Here is a 15,049-nt window from a genome sequence, read left to right as displayed (position 1 = left end):
ATCGCGACGTGCGATGCGGCGCCCGACCGTCATCATCAGCGATCGCAACGTCTCGCATCGCGCGTTATGCGTTTCTCCCGATATCGGCTTGCGTGCGCACGCCTATCATTTTTTTATAGTCACTTCTGGCTATCTCCCATGCGCCCCGTTCTCCATCCGCGCGTCGACCGGCTGCGTGTTGCTGCGCTGGCCGTCGCCACCATGCTTGCCGCATGCACGATCACGCCGCCGCCGTCGCTGCACCCGGTCCTGACGATTCCGTCGATCACGCGCAGCGCGAGCCGCGCCCAGTATCGCGTCGAGATCGCGCAACGCGTTGCCGAACGCAATCCGTCCGGCGTACTGCACGGCACACCGCAGGCGATGCTCCGCTCGCTCGTCGTCGTCGCATTCACCGTCGATCGCAACGGCCGCCTCGTCAACGCCTCCGTCTATCGCAGCAACGGCGACAGCGAAGCGGAAGCGCTCGCGCTCGCGTCGCTGCGCCGCTCGGCGCCGCTGCCGGCGCCGCCGTCGCGACTGCTCGACGGCAACGGTCAGATCGAAATGATGGAAGGCTGGCTCTTCAACGACGACGGCCACTTCCAGTTGCAAAGCACTGCGTCCGCGCAGGCGCAATCGCTCGACTGACCGCCCGCCGCGCCGCGATTGCCGGTGTGCGGCGGCGCTGGCTATAATTTTCCGCAATCGCGCGGCCATCACGCCGCGCGCGCGTTCGCGCGCCCCACCCGGCATGCGAGCCGACCACGCCGGCACCGGGCGGCGGCGACGTACCCGTCTCCATCGTCGACCGGCGGGTGACGTTCGCGCCACGGCGCGCGTCCACGCCTCCACCGCATCATCCGCTCGGCTGCCCCCGGCAGGCGTCCGCCTGCCCGAGCGCACGCACAGCCGACCGCCCCAACGACAAAACGGAGACATCCATGTCCGCATCTCCCCCGGCCGTTGCACACGCAACCGGCTCGGCCGGCGCCGTCAGCCACCGGCGCATCGTGTTCGCGAGCTTCATCGGCACCGCGATCGAGTTCTACGATTTCTATGTGTACGCGACGGCCGCCGCGCTCGTCATCGGCCCCGTCTTCTTCCCGCACGGCTCCGCGACCGCGCAGGCGCTGTCCGCATTCGTCACGTTCGGCATCGCGTTCATTGCGCGCCCGATCGGCTCGTTCCTGTTCGGGCATTTCGGCGACCGCATCGGCCGCAAATCGACGCTCGTCGCGTCGCTGCTCGTGATGGGCGTGTCCACCACCGCGATCGGCTTCGTGCCCGGCTACGACGCGATCGGCACGCTCGCGCCGGTGCTGCTGTGCGTGCTGCGCTTCGGCCAGGGGATCGGCCTCGGCGGCGAATGGGGCGGCGCAGCGCTGCTCGCGACCGAGCACGCGCCGCAGGGCAAGCGCGGCTGGTTCGGGATGTTCCCGCAGCTCGGGCCCTCGGTCGGCTTCCTGATGTCGAACGGGCTGTTCTTCGCGCTCGCGCTATCGCTGTCCGACGAGCAGTTCCGCAGCTGGGGCTGGCGCATCCCGTTCCTGGTCAGCGCAGTGCTCGTCGCGGTCGGCCTGTACGTGCGGCTCAAGATCACCGAAACGCCCGCGTTCCAGGCGGCGCTCGACCGCAACGAGCGCGTGCGCGTGCCGGTCGCGACGCTCGTCACGCAACACTGGCAGCCGACGCTGCTCGGCGCGCTCGCGATGGTCGTCTGCTACACGCTGTTCTATATCTCGACGGTGTTCTCGCTGTCGTACGGCGTGTCGGCGCTGCATATTCCGCGCCAGAGCTTCCTCGGCCTGCTGTGTTTCGCGGTCGTGTTCATGGGGCTCGCGACGCCGCTTTCCGCGTGGGCATCGGACCGTTTCGGCCGCAAGCCGGTGCTCGTGGTCGGCGCAATCGCCGCGCTGCTGTCGGGTTTTGCAATGGAACCGCTGCTCGGCAGCGGCTCGATGCCGCTCGTCGCGCTGTTCCTGACGATCGAACTGTTCCTGATGGGCGTGACGTTCGCGCCGATGGGCGCGTTGCTGCCGGAACTGTTCCCGACCAACGTCCGCTACACGGGCGCGGGCGTCGCGTACAACCTCGGCGGGATTCTCGGCGCATCGATCGCGCCGTATATCGCGCAACTGCTGGCTGCGCGCGGCGGGCTGTCGTGGGTTGGCGGCTACGTCTCGGTCGCGGCGGCGATCAGCCTGGTCGGCGTGCTGCTGATGCGCGAAACGCGCGACGCGTCGCTCGTCTGAGACTCCGGGGCGGCCCGGGTTGTGCAGCGACCGGCACTACCTATACTCGATCCTGGGCGCGCCGCTGCGCGCCCCCCGGATCCCGCCCCGAAGGAGCCGCCGCCATGAACATCCGCCTCGGCAATGCCGATCTCGTCCTGATCCTCGCGCTCGCGCTGGGTGGCGCGCTGCTGCTCGCGCTGCGCTTCCGGCCGAAGACATGGCGCGGCCTCGTGTTCGAGGCGCTGCTGGCGAATCTGGCGGCCATCGCCGCCGTCATCACGGTCGAGGCGCTGCTGGCCTGAACCGGCCCGGCCCGCTGCGTCAGGCGGTCAGCCGCGCGCGCAGCGCGCCATACGCAGGATCGACCGTATCGATCGCGTCGAGCGCCTGCTCGACGGACGGGATCGTGCCCGGCTCGCCGATCGACAGTGCATTCGGTGCGCCGCCGATGCCGCAATGGTGACGCGACGTCGCGACGAAAATCATCACGGTCGGCCGCTGCAGCGCGTGCGCCATATGCACGAACCCCGTATCGACCCCCACCACGAGCGCGGCCCGGCCGAGCGCCGCACCGAGTTCGCGCACGGTCATCGCGGGCAGCACGATCGCGCCCGGCGCGCGCGCGGCGATGTCCTGCGCATCGTCATGCTCGGCAGCCGATCCCCACGGCACCAGCACGCGCACGCCACGCGCCATCATCTGCGTGGCGAGCGCGGCCCAGTGGTCGGCCGGCCATTTCTTGTCGGGATTGGACGTCGCATGGAACAGCAGCATGAACGGCGCGCCGTCGGTCACGGCGGCCGGCAGGCTCGCGTCCTGCGGCGCGACGATGCCGTACGTGGCGACGCCTTCGGGCACGTAGCCGAACGCCTCGCCGGCGCTCACGCGCATCCCGTGCCATGCGTCGCAGTCCGGCCGCGGGCCGAAGCGATGCGAATACGCGAAGCGTGCGCCCGTTTCGCCGAGATCCTGCGTCTGGTAGCCGAAGCGGCGCGCGGCGCGCGCCAGCGCGGAAATGATCGCGCTCTTGTAGACGCCGTGCAGGTCGATGACGGCATCGTAGCGGTGCGCGCGCAACGCGCCGATCGACGCCGAGATCGCCTTCAGGTCGCCGGCATTCCGGAGCTTCTTGAAGCGTCGCAGCGGTGCGCACAGGACGGCGCTCACGCCCGGGTGCCAGCGCACGACCTCGGCGCACGATTCGTCGACGGCCCAGTCGACCGTCACGCCGGGAAAGGCGCGATGCAGGTCCGCGACGACGGGTAGCGTCTGGACGACGTCGCCGAGCGACGTCACTTTTACGATGAGGATGCGTTTCACGATATGTGGGGATTGACGACCATTTCGGCATGCTAGCGACGGTTGCCGTGCGCGAACATTACTTCGACATTACGTTTGTAACAAAATGCATCAAGCTTGCGAAACGCTGTCGCACACGGCGTGGCTGCGGTTCGTTCTTATAATGCGGTCTTTGCCTTCCGGCCCGCGCCGATGCCACGCCCCGCCCTTCCCGCGCTGTTTCCTGCTCTCACCCGCCGCTCGCTGCGAATCTGGCGCCAGTACGGCGTTTTCTGGCTAGGCGCGATCGTCGTCGGCCTCGCGGCCGTGCTCTATGCGCGGCTGATCGACTGGGGCTACGAGACGTTCCGCACGATGCGCGATCATGCCACGTGGCTGCCGCTGCTGCTGACGCCGGCGATCGCCGCCCTGTCGGTATGGATCACACGCCGCTTCTTCCGCGGCGCCGAGGGCAGCGGCATCCCGCAGGTAATCGCGACGCTGCATGCGCGCCCGAGTGCGTTCGGCGCACGGCTGCTGACGCTGCGCATCCTGTTCGGCAAGGTGCTGGTCTCGTTCCTGGGCATTCTGGGCGGCTTCACGATCGGCCGCGAAGGGCCGACCGTGCAGGTCGGCGCGGCGCTGATGTTCAACCTGCGGCGCTTCTACCCGCGCTCGAACGCGCAGATCGAACGCCAGCTGGTGCTGGCCGGCGCGGCGGCCGGGCTGTCGGCCGCATTCAATACGCCGCTCGCCGGAATCGTGTTCGCGATCGAGGAGCTGACCCGCAGCTTCTCCGCGCGCGCGAGCGGCGTGCTGATCACCGCGATCATCCTCGCCGGCGTCGTCGCGCTCGGCCTGAACGGCAACTACACGTATTTCGGCACGATCGATGCCGGCCTCCATTTTCCGAAGCTGCTGGCGCTCGCGGTGCTGGTCACCGCGATCGTGACGGGCATCGCGGGCGGCCTGTTCTGCTGGCTGCTGCTCAATACGGGCCGCTGGCTGCCTGCGCAACTGCTCGGCCTGTATCGCGAGCGGCCGATCGCGTTCGCCGCGCTATGCGGCTTCGTGATCGCCGTCGCCGGCCTCGTGTCGGGCGGCACGACGTTCGGCAGCGGCTATGCCGAGGCGCGCGGCCTGCTCGACGGCCGCGAGCAGTTGTCGGTGTTCTACCCGTTCCTGAAAATGGTGTCGATGGTCGCGTCGTACCTGCCGGGCATCCCGGGCGGGATCTTCGCACCGTCGCTGTCGATCGGCGCCGGGTTCGGCAACCTGCTGCACATCGTGTTCGGCAACATGAGCCTGCCGATGCTGATCGCGCTCGCGATGGTCGGCTATCTTGCGGCCGTCACGCAGTCGCCGATCACGTCGTTCGTGATCGTGATGGAGATGATCAACGGCCACGCGCTCGTGATTTCGCTGATGGCCACCGCGCTCGTGTCGAGCCGCGTGTCGCGCTTTTTCGCGCCGCCGCTCTACGAAACGCTCGCGCAGCGCTATCTCGCGCCGCCCGCTGCGGCCGCAGAACCGGCCGCGGCCACCGCGGCGGGTGCCGCGACGACCGGCGTCACTGAGCCGCAGGATGCGACCGCCGCGCCCGCCGATCCGCTCGACACGCTGCGCGACGAAGGCAGCGACGCGCCGGCTGCCGCTGCGCCGGGCGAACACGCCGCACACGCGACGGCAGCGCACGACGCTGGGCCGGCGGCGCCCGGCACGCACGCCCCGGCGCAGCCCGGCCCACGCGACGCTCAGTAGATCACGACGGGTGCCGGCCGGTAGTAGACGGGCCGCGCCGGCACGACGATGCACCCGGCCAGCGTGATCGCGACGAGCGCGATGGCGATTGCGGTTCTTTTCATCACGCGCCTCCATCACGCCCAGTGGCCGCGGGTCCAGAACCAGTTCGGACCGCGCTGGTCCCAATGGCCCGGCACCCATTGCATGCCGACGCGCTCGGCTTCCCAGTGACCACCGATCCACACGTAGCGCCCATGGTCCCAGTGCCAGTGACCGCGCTCCCACACATAGCCCGCCCGCACCGTCGGCAGGACCTCGTAGCGCACGGGCGGCGGCGCATTCGGCGCGACGACGACGATTTCCTCGGTACGCACGGCGACCGGCTCGGCGACGACCACGCGGCCCTGCGGCGCGATCACGGGTGCGCCGACGAGAATCTCGTCCGCATGCGCGGCAAACGGCGCGGCGACGGCTGACAGGCCCGCGGCAAACAGCGCGAGCGAAACGATACGACGGTGAACGGTAGAGACAGCCATCACAACCTCCTGGTTGAACAAGTAACGCAAAGCGTATTCGTTCAATGCGGGAGGACCGATAACGGCCGACAGACGCGTTGTTACGGCGTGCCCGAAAGTGCAACAGGGCGTAAGACGCGCACGGCGGCGGATGCCGCCGTGCGGAGGGACAGGCAAGGGTCAGGCTTGCGGGATCTCGATCTTCACTTCGAGGACTTCGAGATCGTCCTGGCGCTCGAGGCTCACGCGGATGTCATCGTCCGAAATATGGACGTACTTCGAAATGACCGCGACGAGCTCCTTCTGCAGCGCCGGCAGGTAGTCGGCCGGCGGCCGGCCGCCGACCCGTTCGTGCGCGATGATGAGCTGCAGGCGCTCCTTCGCGACCGATGCGGACTTCTTCTTCTCGCCGAGGAGAAACGAAAGGATGGACATGGGCGGCCTCCGTTACTTGCTGCCGAAGAGGCGCTGCAGCAGGCCCGGCTTCTGGTAATCGGTGAAGCGCAGCGGCTTGTCCTCGCCGAGGAAGCGCGCGACGACGTCCTTGTACGCTTCGGCGACGTCGGTGCCGTCGATGTGCACGGCCGGCAGGCCCTGGTTCGACGCGTGCAGCACGGCTTCCGACTCGGGCACCACGCCGATCAGCTTGATGCGCAGGATCTCGCTGATGTCCTCGAGCGACAGCATCTCGCCTTCGCTCACGCGCTTCGGGCTGTAGCGCGTGATCAGCAGGTGTTCCTTGATCGGATCCTTGCCTTCGGTCGCGCGCTTCGTCTTCGACGACAGGATGCCGAGAATGCGGTCCGAGTCGCGCACCGACGACACTTCCGGGTTCGTGACGATCAGCGCTTCGTCCGCAAAGTACATCGCGTGCAGCGCGCCGGCCTCGATGCCGGCCGGCGAATCGCAGACGATGTATTCGAAGTCCATCGCGACCAGGTCGTTCAGCACCTTCTCGACGCCGTCGCGCGTCAGCGCATCCTTGTCGCGCGTCTGCGACGCCGGCAGGATGAACAGGTTCTCGCACTTCTTGTCCTTGATCAGCGCCTGGTTCAGGTTCGCTTCGCCCTGGATCACGTTCACGAGGTCGTACACCACGCGGCGCTCGCAGCCCATGATGAGATCGAGGTTGCGCAGGCCGACGTCGAAGTCGATCACGGCCGTCTTGTGGCCGCGCAGCGCGATACCGGACGCAAAGCTCGCGCTCGTCGTCGTCTTGCCCACGCCGCCCTTGCCCGAGGTCACCACGATGATTTTTGCCATTTACCCAATACCCTGTGTTCGTCAATGAGAGCCGATCGATCCGGCGCGCACCGCGTGAATTACGTCAGGCGCAGCGGTTCGATCATCAGTTTTTCCTCTTCGAGCCGGATCTGCACCGCCTTGCCCAGTACTTCGGCGGGCAACGGGTTCTCGGTTGTTCGATAGATACCCGCGATCGAAATCAGTTCCGGTTCGAGACACGTGCAGAAAATGCGCGCGTCGTGATTGCCGTGCACGCCCGCGAGTGCGCGGCCGCGCAACGGCGCGTAGATGTGGATATTGCCTTCCGCGATGATCTCCGCGCCGTGACTGACCGGCGCGAGCACCACGAGGTCTCCTTTCGCGTAAATCTGCTGCCCCGAACGCAACGGCCGGTCGATCACGAGCGTCTGGCCGCCCGTCTGGTTCGACGCCGGCGCCGGCTCGGACGCCTGCTCGGGCGCCGCCGCGGCGGCTGCAGCGACGACGGCCTCGGCGACCGGCGACGCTTCCGAGCCCTCGGCCGGCTTCGGCGCGCGGCGATCGCGCGCCTCGAGCAACGGCAGGCCGGCTTCCCCCGCCCAGCCCTGCGTTGCCGATGCGACCACGCCCACCGGACGCATCCGCACATCGTTCAGCATCTGGCGGATATCGGCCAGCGCGACGCGCTCGCCCTCCGCCAGACGGCGGACGTCGATCGCGACGACATCGTCGGCAAAAAACTCGGGAGTCGCTTCGAAGCGCTTGACCAGTTCGGCACGCAACGCGTCGAGATCGGTCGTCTTCACGGTGAACAGCAACGTATCGACCGATCCGCTGCGCAGCTCGAAGAATGGCGATTTTTTAAGCGACATGGACACTCTGCAAAAATTTTTTGCGTATTTTACAGGCGTCCACGCGCGCGGCCATTATTTTTGGGACACCGGGTTGCGATGGCCCTGGCGGGCGCGCAACCGGCAGGCGGGCAGGCAAGCGGGCGACCAGACCTTCATCGCGCCGCGCGGGCGTCACTTCAGTGCTTCACTTGCGACACGAACAGCGACTTCATCGCGCCGGGCATCCGCGCGATCGGCGCGTGTTCGCCGGTGTTGCCGAAACCCGCGCGCTCGTAGAAACGGATCGCGTTGCGGTTCGCATCGGCGATCCATGCATAGACCTCCTGAGCGCCGCGCTCGGCGAGCCACGCGGTGGCCGTTTCCAGCAGCAGCACGCCGCCGCGCAGGTGACGCACCGCGTGCGCGACCCACAGCTCGCTGACGAACGCACGCCGATCGGGCGTGTTGTCGAAATACGCGCCGATCATGCCGGCCGGATGGCCTTCGGTGTACAGCAGGAAAGTCGTCGACTCGTCGGACACGGCACGTTGCGCGGCAATTGCCGACGCGGCGTCCGTTTCGACGTTCAGCAATTCGGCCTCCGGCGCTTCGCCGGGTGCGTAGGGCTCACGCAGCGACGCGGCGCGGAGTTCGCGATACACGCCGCCCTGGTCGGCAACGATACGACGAACGGTCAAGGTCGAACTCATGCAGGCACAGCCCCCTTCGGACAGCAAGCTAGTAGCTTCAACCGAAAGCGGGGCATGAGTCAAATCGTAATTTTCAAACGGCGGCGCGAATCGAAAGGCGACAGGCGTCGCCGCCGGCGGCGTGTACCAACCGGTGTGCAGGTGCAGCATCGGCGTATCGACGCGTGTCGATGGACGGCAGCCGCGGCCTCTTCGTTCGACGCCTCGCTTCGTTCGCCTTGCGATACGCGGCAGACGCGTTTCGGGCGCTTTGCATCTCGTCCCGAAGGCCGTAATGTTCCGTAACATATGTAGCCGAAACAGGTGCCCCGCCGATACCAGCCCCATTTCGCTTATTGCGCCGCAACATTCGTTGCGAGCCCGCGAGGCGATACCCGCGCGCCACACGCGCCAATCATCTGATAAACACGCGGATCACGCGAGCCGATCCGGCCTCCCCGGCATGTTTCAATCGGCGCGCGCCGGCCCTTCCCGACATGCGTCGCACGCGCCCCTTCGTTTGGAGCGTCGCGCCTAGCGCCGGGGTTTGGAAAGCGTGCGCACGGGTCGTATAACAGGCAGAACCGGACGACGATCCGGTGCCACCGCGCGTGTCGCGGGCCAACGAGGATTCGAACAACCGTGCATGCGGTCGCCTACCGGGCCGGCCGACTGGAGGGAGACAATGGCAATGACCGACGGATCGGCTTCGGGCTGGTCGGATGGCAAGCGATATCTGTGGCTGCTCGGCGCGCTGACGATCACGCTGCCGATCCTCTCCGCCCAGCTCGCGCTTTCGACGGGCTTTCACGTGTTCTGGTGGTTCGGCCCGCTGTTCGCGTTCGGCGTGATCCCGATCCTCGACACGCTGATCGGCGACGATCGCGACAATCCGCCCGAAGCCGTCGTGCCGCACCTCGAACGGGAGCGTTATTACCGGTTCATCGTCTATCTCGCGACGCTCGTCGAGTACGTCGCGTTCTTCATGTGCGTATGGATCGTCGGCACGCACACGCTCGCGTGGTACGACTACGTCGGCTTCGCGCTGTCGCTCGGCGCCGCGACGGGCATCTCGATCAATACCGCGCACGAGCTCGGGCACAAGACGAACCGCTTCGAACGCTGGCTCGCGAAGATCACGCTCGCGCCGGTCGCGTACGGTCACTTCTACGTCGAGCACAACCGCGGCCACCACGTACGCGTCGCGACGGCCGAGGACCCGGCGAGCGCGCGCTACGGCGAGTCGTTCTGGGCGTTCCTGCCGCGCACCGTGACCGGCAGCATCCGCTCGGCATGGCGGCTTGAAAAAGCACGCCTCGAGCGGCTTGGCCATTCGCCGTGGACCTGGCGCAACGAGGTGCTGCACGCATGGGCGATGACCGTCGTCGTGTGGGGCATCGCAATCGCGATGGCCGGCAAAGTGGTGATCCCGTTCCTCGTGATCCAGGCTGTCTACGGCGCGTCGCTGCTCGAAGTCGTGAACTACGTCGAGCACTACGGGCTCGGCCGCCGCAAGCTGCCGAGCGGCCGCTACGAGCGCTGCACGCCGCAGCATTCGTGGAACAGCAATCACGTCGTCACCAACCTGTTCCTGTACCAGTTGCAGCGGCATGCCGACCATCACGCGAATCCGACGCGCTCGTACCAGGCGCTGCGCCACTTCGACGACTCGCCGCAACTGCCGGCCGGCTACGCGACGATGATCCTGTTCGCGTACGTGCCGCCGCTCTGGTATCGCGTGATGAATCCGCGCGTCGTCGCGCACTATCGCGGCGACATGGCGCAATCGAACATCAAGCCGTCGATTCGCGACAGGGTGCTCGCGCAGTATCCGGCCGCGGCGTGATTGCGGATGGCGGGCCGGCGGGAGTCGGCACGCGCTCGCCATGGCGCACACCGCTGAACGCTGCCGCCGCGCAGGCATCCGGTTCCTTCGGAACCCGGCCACCGCGTGCCGCAGCGCGTTCGCCTGCTCGACGAGCGCCGCGGATGTCCACGACTGCGAGACGGCAGTCAGCTGTGCAAAACCTTCAGGGCTTTCGACAGCTGGTTCGTCATTGGGTCGCGGTGCTTGCCATGCGGCGCAGTTGCATCGAAGACGCGACACGCTCGTGTCGCGCAGTTCGTCGTCATCGCATCAGCACGTCCGATGTGCCGATGGCCAAAACCGTTGCCACTGCAACGGCAATCGACACATCGCGCCGCAGCCCCAAAACGAAAAACCCCTTGATCCTTCCGGGTCAAGGGGTTTCGTGTTCTGGCGGAGAGGGTGGGATTCGAACCCACGGTACGGGGAAACCGTACGCCTGATTTCGAGTCAGGTACATTCGACCACTCTGCCACCTCTCCGTTTTACTGCATTTCCCGGTTGGTCATGTCCGGGAAAGAAAAGATTATAAAACGATCTTTTCTGAGCTGACAAGCCCCTTCCGCAAATTTTTTTGCGAGGGCTTAGGCAGCCGATTTCACGACGCCTGTGCAGGCGCGTCGATCCGCTCCATGCCGCCCATGTACGGACGCAGCACTTCCGGCACCGTGACCGAGCCGTCCGCATTCTGGTAGTTCTCCAGCACCGCGACGAGCGTACGGCCAACCGCAAGACCCGAACCGTTCAGCGTATGCACGAGCTCGGGCTTGCCCTGCGCGTTGCGGAAACGCGCCTGCATCCGGCGCGCCTGGAACGCCTCGGTGTTCGAGCAGCTCGAGATCTCGCGATAGGTGTTCTGCGCGGGCAGCCACACCTCGAGGTCGAACGTCTTCGCGGCCGAGAAGCCCATGTCGCCCGTGCACAGCGTGATAACGCGGTACGGCAAGCCGAGCTTCTGCAGGATCGCTTCCGCATGGCCGACCATCTCGTCGAGCGCCGCGTACGACGTTTCCGGCGCGACGACCTGCACCATCTCGACCTTGTCGAACTGGTGCTGGCGGATCATCCCGCGCGTGTCGCGGCCATACGAACCGGCTTCCGAGCGGAAGCACGGGGAATGCGCGGTCAGCTTGATCGGCAGCGCGGACGCGTCGACGATCGACTCGCGCACGGTGTTCGTCAGCGAGATCTCGGACGTGGAGATCAGGTATTGCGTGACCGTGTTCTCCGCGCCACCCTTTTCGACCCGGAACATGTCGTCCGCGAACTTCGGCAGCTGGCCCGTGCCGTAGAGGATCTCCGGGTTCACGATGTACGGCGTGTACGTCTCGGTATAGCCGTGCTGCTGCGTGTGCGTGTCGATCATGAACTGCGCGAGTGCGCGGTGCAGGCGTGCGATCGGGCCGCGCAGCATCGTGAAGCGCGCGCCGGCGAGCTTCGCGCCCGTCTCGAAATCGAGGCCGAGCGGCGTGCCGACATCGACGTGATCCTTCACCTCGAAATCGAACTGGCGCGGCGTGCCCCAGCGGCGCGCCTCGACGTTGTCGGCTTCGTCGTTGCCGACCGGCACGCTTTCGTGCGCGACGTTCGGCATGCCCAGCATCAGGTCGGACAGGCGTGCCTGGATGTCGCCGAGCTTGGCTTCTCCCGCCTTCATCTCGTCGCCGATCCCGCCGACCTCGGCCATCACGGCCGACGTGTCCTCGCCCTTCCCCTTCATCGCGCCGATCTGCTTCGACAGGCTGTTGCGGCGCGCCTGGAGCTCTTCGGTGCGGGTCTGGATCGCGCGGCGTTCCGCTTCGAGTGCGGAGAACGCGGCGATGTCGAGGGTGTAGCCGCGATCGGCGAGGCGCTTCGCGACGCCGTCGAGGTCTTTGCGCAGCAACTGGATGTCGAGCATGGGAGGACTTGGAAAATCGTTGTATGAGACGGGAATTCTAACGCACCGCGCGACCGCCACGGCACCGGCCTGATGGACGATGCCCGAAAACGGCCGGTCGTGGCAGTATCGCCATGCCGGCTCGCCTGAGCGGCCGGGGCGTCACATTGTGCCAAACCATTGCGGACAGCGAACCGCCTGCACCGGCCGCACGCAACGCGCCGTACGACGCCCCCGCCTCCGCATCACCGCCCTTCAAAGGAACCCGATGGCCATCGAACTGGACAAGGAAGTACGCGACCGCGCAATCGCGTCGCTGCAACGCTATTTCACAGAAAACATGGACGAGCCGATCGGCAACATCCAGGCTGGCGCGCTGCTGCACTTCTTCGTCGAGGAGATCGCGCCCGCGATCTACAACCTCGCGATCGCCGACGCGCAGGAACGCCTGCACGCGCGAGTCGCCGAGCTCGACATCGACTGCCACGAAGAGCCGTTCGAGTACTGGAAGAAACAACAGCCGGGCCGCAAGCGCTGACGCATCCGGAACGGCGCCGGCCGGGCCGCGCGTCGCCCGTCAACCCTTCTTGCCGGCCTCGCGGTCGAGCTCGCGCAGCCACGCGAGCTTGTCGGCGATCTTCGATTCGAGCCCGCGCGGCACCGGCTTGTACCAGTGCGGCTCGCGCACCCCGTCCGGCAGGTACGTCTCGCCGGCCGCATACGCGTTCGGTTCGTCGTGCGCGTAACGGTACGCGTGGCCGTAGCCGAGTTCCTTCATCAGCTTGGTCGGCGCGTTGCGCAGATGCACGGGCACCTCGCGCGACTTGTCCTGCTTCACGAACGCCATCGCCTGGTTGAACGCGTTGTAGCCCGCGTTGCTCTTCGCCGCGCACGCGAGATAGATCACCGCCTGCCCGAGCGCGAGTTCGCCTTCCGGCGAGCCGAGCCGCTCGTAGGTCTCTGCCGCGTCGTTCGCCATCTGCAGCGCGCGCGGATCGGCGAGGCCGATGTCTTCCCACGCCATCCGCACGATGCGCCGCGCGAGATACTTCGGATCCGCGCCGCCGTCGATCATCCGGCAGAACCAGTACAGCGCGCCGTCGGGGCTCGACCCGCGCACCGACTTGTGCAGCGCCGAGATCTGGTCGTAGAAGTTGTCGCCGCCCTTGTCGAAGCGACGCGCGTTCAGCGTCATCGCGCTGCTGACGAAATCGGCGTCGATCGTCGCGACGCCGGCCGACGATGCTGCCGTCTGCGCCTGTTCGAGCAGGTTCAGGAAGCGCCGCGCGTCGCCGTCCGCATAACCGACCAGCGTATCGATCGCCTTGTCGTCGAACGCGAGGCCGTCGAGCGCGATTTCCTGCGCGCGCTTCAGCAACTGGCGCATCTCGTCGTCGTCCAGCGACTTCAGCACGTACACCTGCGCACGCGACAGCAAGGCCGAGTTGACCTCGAAGCTCGGGTTCTCGGTCGTAGCTCCAATGAAGGTCACAAGCCCCGACTCGACGAACGGCAGCAATGCATCCTGCTGCCCCTTGTTGAAGCGGTGGATCTCGTCGACGAACAGGATGGTGTGGCGACCGGTGCGGTTCAGCGTGTCCTTCGCCTGCTCCATCGATTCGCGGATGTCCTTCACGCCGCCGAGAACCGCGGACAGCGCAATGAACTCGCAGTCGAACGCGAGCGCGGTGAGCCGCGCGAGCGTCGTCTTGCCGACGCCGGGCGGCCCCCAAAGGATCATCGAATGCGGCTTGCCCGATTCGAACGCGAGCCGCAGCGGCTTGCCTTCGCCCAGCAAATGCGTCTGGCCGATCACCTCGGCGAGCGTCTTCGGCCGCAGCGCCTCGGCGAGCGGCCGGCGCGGCTCGACTTGAAACAGGTCGGACATGAACCCTCGCTCCACATCAAACGATGGCGGCCGAACCGGCCGCCGGACCCGACATTATGACAGCCGCGCAACGGCGCCGCCGCGCCCGGTGCCCAGTGGCCCGCGCCTGCGGCCAGCTCCCGAAACGACACGGGCCTGCCGTCGCCGGCAGGCCCGTTGCGGAAAAGCGGCGCGCGGCGCCGGTCAGCCGTTGATCACGTCGGCGCCCTTCGGCACGACGAACTTGAACGTATCGCCCTTCAGCGGCGGATTCGTCTGAATGTTCGTAAACGTCAGCAGCGTGACGTTGCCGAACACGTCATGCAGCTCCATCGCGGCGAGCGTGCCGTTCCGGAAGCCGATGCCGATCCGCTGGAATTGCGTGTCCTGCGCCTTCGGCAGCATCTCGAGCCATTCGATGCCGCCCTTCTCGCCGGCATCGCGCAGCGTGTAGTTCTTGTCGAGATCGTTGCTGCCGAACAGGATCGCGGCGGGGCTCGCGCCCAGCGCGCCGTTCAGCTTGCGCTCGGTGACCTGGTTCAGGTCGCGGTCGTACACGTAGAGCTTGTCGCCGTCGGCCTGCAGCACCTGCTGGTACGGCTTCTGGTACGTCCAGATGAACTTGCCCGGCCGCGCGAATACGAACGTGCCGCTCGAATTGTCGGTGGGCTTCGGCGCGGCCTGCACGGCGCTCGCGCCCTTGGCCGGTGCCTTGACGATCTGTTGCGTGAAGTCGCCCTTCGCCGAACGCACCTGCGACACGAAGGCCTTCAGTTGCTCGGTGCCGCCCGCGAACGCGTGCGTCGCCGCGAGCATCAGCGATGCGCCGGCGAGCGCCGCACCGAGCCAGCGCCGCGTCGAACGAAGAGACATTGCGAACGAATGTTGCTGCATATTGCGGTTTTCTCCGTGGGTGGCCGGCGCTGCGGGCGCCGCGG

15 protein-coding genes and 1 tRNA gene are annotated in these 15,049 nt (G+C 66.9%); 6 read left to right on the top strand and 10 right to left on the bottom strand.

All coding sequences use genetic code 11. The features are described 5' to 3' along the window. Nucleotides 1-138: 138 nt before the first annotated feature. From ACM6JT_RS05850 to ACM6JT_RS05840, 3 genes are all read left to right on the top strand, one after another. On the top strand, nt 139-630 hold the full coding sequence (locus ACM6JT_RS05850) for a TonB family protein (RefSeq protein WP_181152260.1): 492 nt from the start codon (nt 139-141) through the stop codon (nt 628-630). Nucleotides 631-923: 293 nt separating this feature from the next. Next, the gene (locus ACM6JT_RS05845) at nt 924-2,234 is read left to right on the top strand and encodes an MFS transporter (protein WP_034182978.1); all 1,311 of its coding nucleotides are present in this window, start codon (nt 924-926) and stop codon (nt 2,232-2,234) included. Nucleotides 2,235-2,338: 104 nt separating this feature from the next. Continuing rightward, the gene (locus ACM6JT_RS05840; protein WP_034182977.1) at nt 2,339-2,518 is read left to right on the top strand and encodes a hypothetical protein; all 180 of its coding nucleotides are present in this window, start codon (nt 2,339-2,341) and stop codon (nt 2,516-2,518) included. 19 nt (nt 2,519-2,537) lie between these two features. Here the strand turns inward: ACM6JT_RS05840 and waaC are convergent, their stop codons facing one another. Continuing rightward, nucleotides 2,538-3,536: a lipopolysaccharide heptosyltransferase I gene (gene waaC, locus ACM6JT_RS05835; RefSeq protein WP_034182976.1), complete on the bottom strand. Its 999-nt coding sequence runs from the start codon at nt 3,534-3,536 to the stop codon at nt 2,538-2,540. Nucleotides 3,537-3,707: 171 nt separating this feature from the next. On the opposite strand from waaC, the gene ACM6JT_RS05830 reads away from it, so the two are divergent. Beyond that, nucleotides 3,708-5,255, top strand: coding sequence for a chloride channel protein (locus ACM6JT_RS05830; RefSeq protein ID WP_414856097.1), 1,548 nt, complete (start codon nt 3,708-3,710; stop codon nt 5,253-5,255). A gap of 116 nt (nt 5,256-5,371) precedes the next feature. Here ACM6JT_RS05830 and ACM6JT_RS05825 read toward each other — a convergent pair whose 3' ends face one another. The 5 genes from ACM6JT_RS05825 to ACM6JT_RS05805 all read right to left on the bottom strand — a co-directional run bounded on the left by ACM6JT_RS05825 (nt 5,372) and on the right by ACM6JT_RS05805 (nt 8,669). Next, nucleotides 5,372-5,773, bottom strand: a complete 402-nt coding sequence (locus tag ACM6JT_RS05825) for a YXWGXW repeat-containing protein (RefSeq protein ID WP_131946371.1) — start codon at nt 5,771-5,773, stop codon at nt 5,372-5,374. Nucleotides 5,774-5,932: 159 nt separating this feature from the next. Further along, a complete protein-coding gene (gene minE / locus ACM6JT_RS05820) occupies nt 5,933-6,187 on the bottom strand; it encodes a cell division topological specificity factor MinE (RefSeq protein WP_006476634.1) in 255 nt (84 codons plus the stop codon). Between the two features lie 12 nt (nt 6,188-6,199). Continuing rightward, the gene (gene minD / locus ACM6JT_RS05815) at nt 6,200-7,015 is read right to left on the bottom strand and encodes a septum site-determining protein MinD (RefSeq protein ID WP_034182973.1); all 816 of its coding nucleotides are present in this window, start codon (nt 7,013-7,015) and stop codon (nt 6,200-6,202) included. A 59-nt stretch (nt 7,016-7,074) separates the two neighbouring features. Further along, entirely contained in the window at nt 7,075-7,848 is a 774-nt protein-coding gene (minC, locus tag ACM6JT_RS05810) for a septum site-determining protein MinC (RefSeq protein ID WP_105391859.1), read from the bottom strand. 158 nt (nt 7,849-8,006) lie between these two features. After that, nucleotides 8,007-8,669: a GNAT family N-acetyltransferase gene (locus ACM6JT_RS05805; protein ID WP_243565290.1), complete on the bottom strand. Its 663-nt coding sequence runs from the start codon at nt 8,667-8,669 to the stop codon at nt 8,007-8,009. A gap of 514 nt (nt 8,670-9,183) precedes the next feature. Between ACM6JT_RS05805 and ACM6JT_RS05800 the strand changes: the two genes are divergently transcribed. After that, nucleotides 9,184-10,344, top strand: coding sequence for an alkane 1-monooxygenase (locus ACM6JT_RS05800; RefSeq protein ID WP_414856096.1), 1,161 nt, complete (start codon nt 9,184-9,186; stop codon nt 10,342-10,344). Between the two features lie 412 nt (nt 10,345-10,756). Here the strand turns inward: ACM6JT_RS05800 and ACM6JT_RS05795 are convergent. Together ACM6JT_RS05795 and serS are read right to left on the bottom strand one after the other, a co-directional pair. Next, a tRNA-Ser gene (locus ACM6JT_RS05795) sits at nt 10,757-10,847 on the bottom strand. 116 nt (nt 10,848-10,963) lie between these two features. After that, a complete protein-coding gene (gene serS / locus ACM6JT_RS05790; protein WP_034182968.1) occupies nt 10,964-12,265 on the bottom strand; it encodes a serine--tRNA ligase in 1,302 nt (433 codons plus the stop codon). A 247-nt stretch (nt 12,266-12,512) separates the two neighbouring features. Between serS and ACM6JT_RS05785 the strand changes: the two genes are divergently transcribed. Continuing rightward, the gene (locus ACM6JT_RS05785; protein ID WP_034182967.1) at nt 12,513-12,782 is read left to right on the top strand and encodes a DUF2164 domain-containing protein; all 270 of its coding nucleotides are present in this window, start codon (nt 12,513-12,515) and stop codon (nt 12,780-12,782) included. A 39-nt stretch (nt 12,783-12,821) separates the two neighbouring features. Here ACM6JT_RS05785 and ACM6JT_RS05780 read toward each other — a convergent pair whose 3' ends face one another. After that, a complete protein-coding gene (locus ACM6JT_RS05780; protein WP_034182966.1) occupies nt 12,822-14,132 on the bottom strand; it encodes a replication-associated recombination protein A in 1,311 nt (436 codons plus the stop codon). Nucleotides 14,133-14,315: 183 nt separating this feature from the next. Continuing rightward, a complete protein-coding gene (gene lolA / locus ACM6JT_RS05775; RefSeq protein WP_034182965.1) occupies nt 14,316-15,005 on the bottom strand; it encodes an outer membrane lipoprotein chaperone LolA in 690 nt (229 codons plus the stop codon). Nucleotides 15,006-15,049: the final 44 nt, after the last annotated feature.

Origin of the sequence: Burkholderia sp. IT-111MI5 (genome assembly GCF_949752865.1) — a bacterium.
GTDB classification, from domain to species: Bacteria; Pseudomonadota; Gammaproteobacteria; order Burkholderiales; family Burkholderiaceae; genus Burkholderia; species Burkholderia pyrrocinia_C.
This window is presented reverse-complemented; position numbering and strand designations above follow the sequence as displayed.

What these genes read in the sequence shown, in the direction of transcription:
- ACM6JT_RS05850 (WP_181152260.1), top strand. Translation starts at nt 139, where the DNA reads ATGCGCCCCGTTCTCCATCCGCGCGTCGACCGGCTGCGTGTTGCTGCG.
- ACM6JT_RS05845 (WP_034182978.1), top strand. Translation starts at nt 924, where the DNA reads ATGTCCGCATCTCCCCCGGCCGTTGCACACGCAACCGGCTCGGCCGGC.
- ACM6JT_RS05840 (WP_034182977.1), top strand. Translation starts at nt 2,339, where the DNA reads ATGAACATCCGCCTCGGCAATGCCGATCTCGTCCTGATCCTCGCGCTC.
- ACM6JT_RS05830 (WP_414856097.1), top strand. Translation starts at nt 3,708, where the DNA reads ATGCCACGCCCCGCCCTTCCCGCGCTGTTTCCTGCTCTCACCCGCCGC.
- ACM6JT_RS05825 (WP_131946371.1), bottom strand. Translation starts at nt 5,773, where the DNA reads ATGGCTGTCTCTACCGTTCACCGTCGTATCGTTTCGCTCGCGCTGTTT.
- minE (WP_006476634.1), bottom strand. Translation starts at nt 6,187, where the DNA reads ATGTCCATCCTTTCGTTTCTCCTCGGCGAGAAGAAGAAGTCCGCATCG.
- minD (WP_034182973.1), bottom strand. Translation starts at nt 7,015, where the DNA reads ATGGCAAAAATCATCGTGGTGACCTCGGGCAAGGGCGGCGTGGGCAAG.
- minC (WP_105391859.1), bottom strand. Translation starts at nt 7,848, where the DNA reads ATGTCGCTTAAAAAATCGCCATTCTTCGAGCTGCGCAGCGGATCGGTC.
- ACM6JT_RS05805 (WP_243565290.1), bottom strand. Translation starts at nt 8,669, where the DNA reads ATGCTGCACCTGCACACCGGTTGGTACACGCCGCCGGCGGCGACGCCT.
- ACM6JT_RS05800 (WP_414856096.1), top strand. Translation starts at nt 9,184, where the DNA reads ATGGCAATGACCGACGGATCGGCTTCGGGCTGGTCGGATGGCAAGCGA.
- serS (WP_034182968.1), bottom strand. Translation starts at nt 12,265, where the DNA reads ATGCTCGACATCCAGTTGCTGCGCAAAGACCTCGACGGCGTCGCGAAG.
- ACM6JT_RS05785 (WP_034182967.1), top strand. Translation starts at nt 12,513, where the DNA reads ATGGCCATCGAACTGGACAAGGAAGTACGCGACCGCGCAATCGCGTCG.
- ACM6JT_RS05780 (WP_034182966.1), bottom strand. Translation starts at nt 14,132, where the DNA reads ATGTCCGACCTGTTTCAAGTCGAGCCGCGCCGGCCGCTCGCCGAGGCG.
- lolA (WP_034182965.1), bottom strand. Translation starts at nt 15,005, where the DNA reads ATGCAGCAACATTCGTTCGCAATGTCTCTTCGTTCGACGCGGCGCTGG.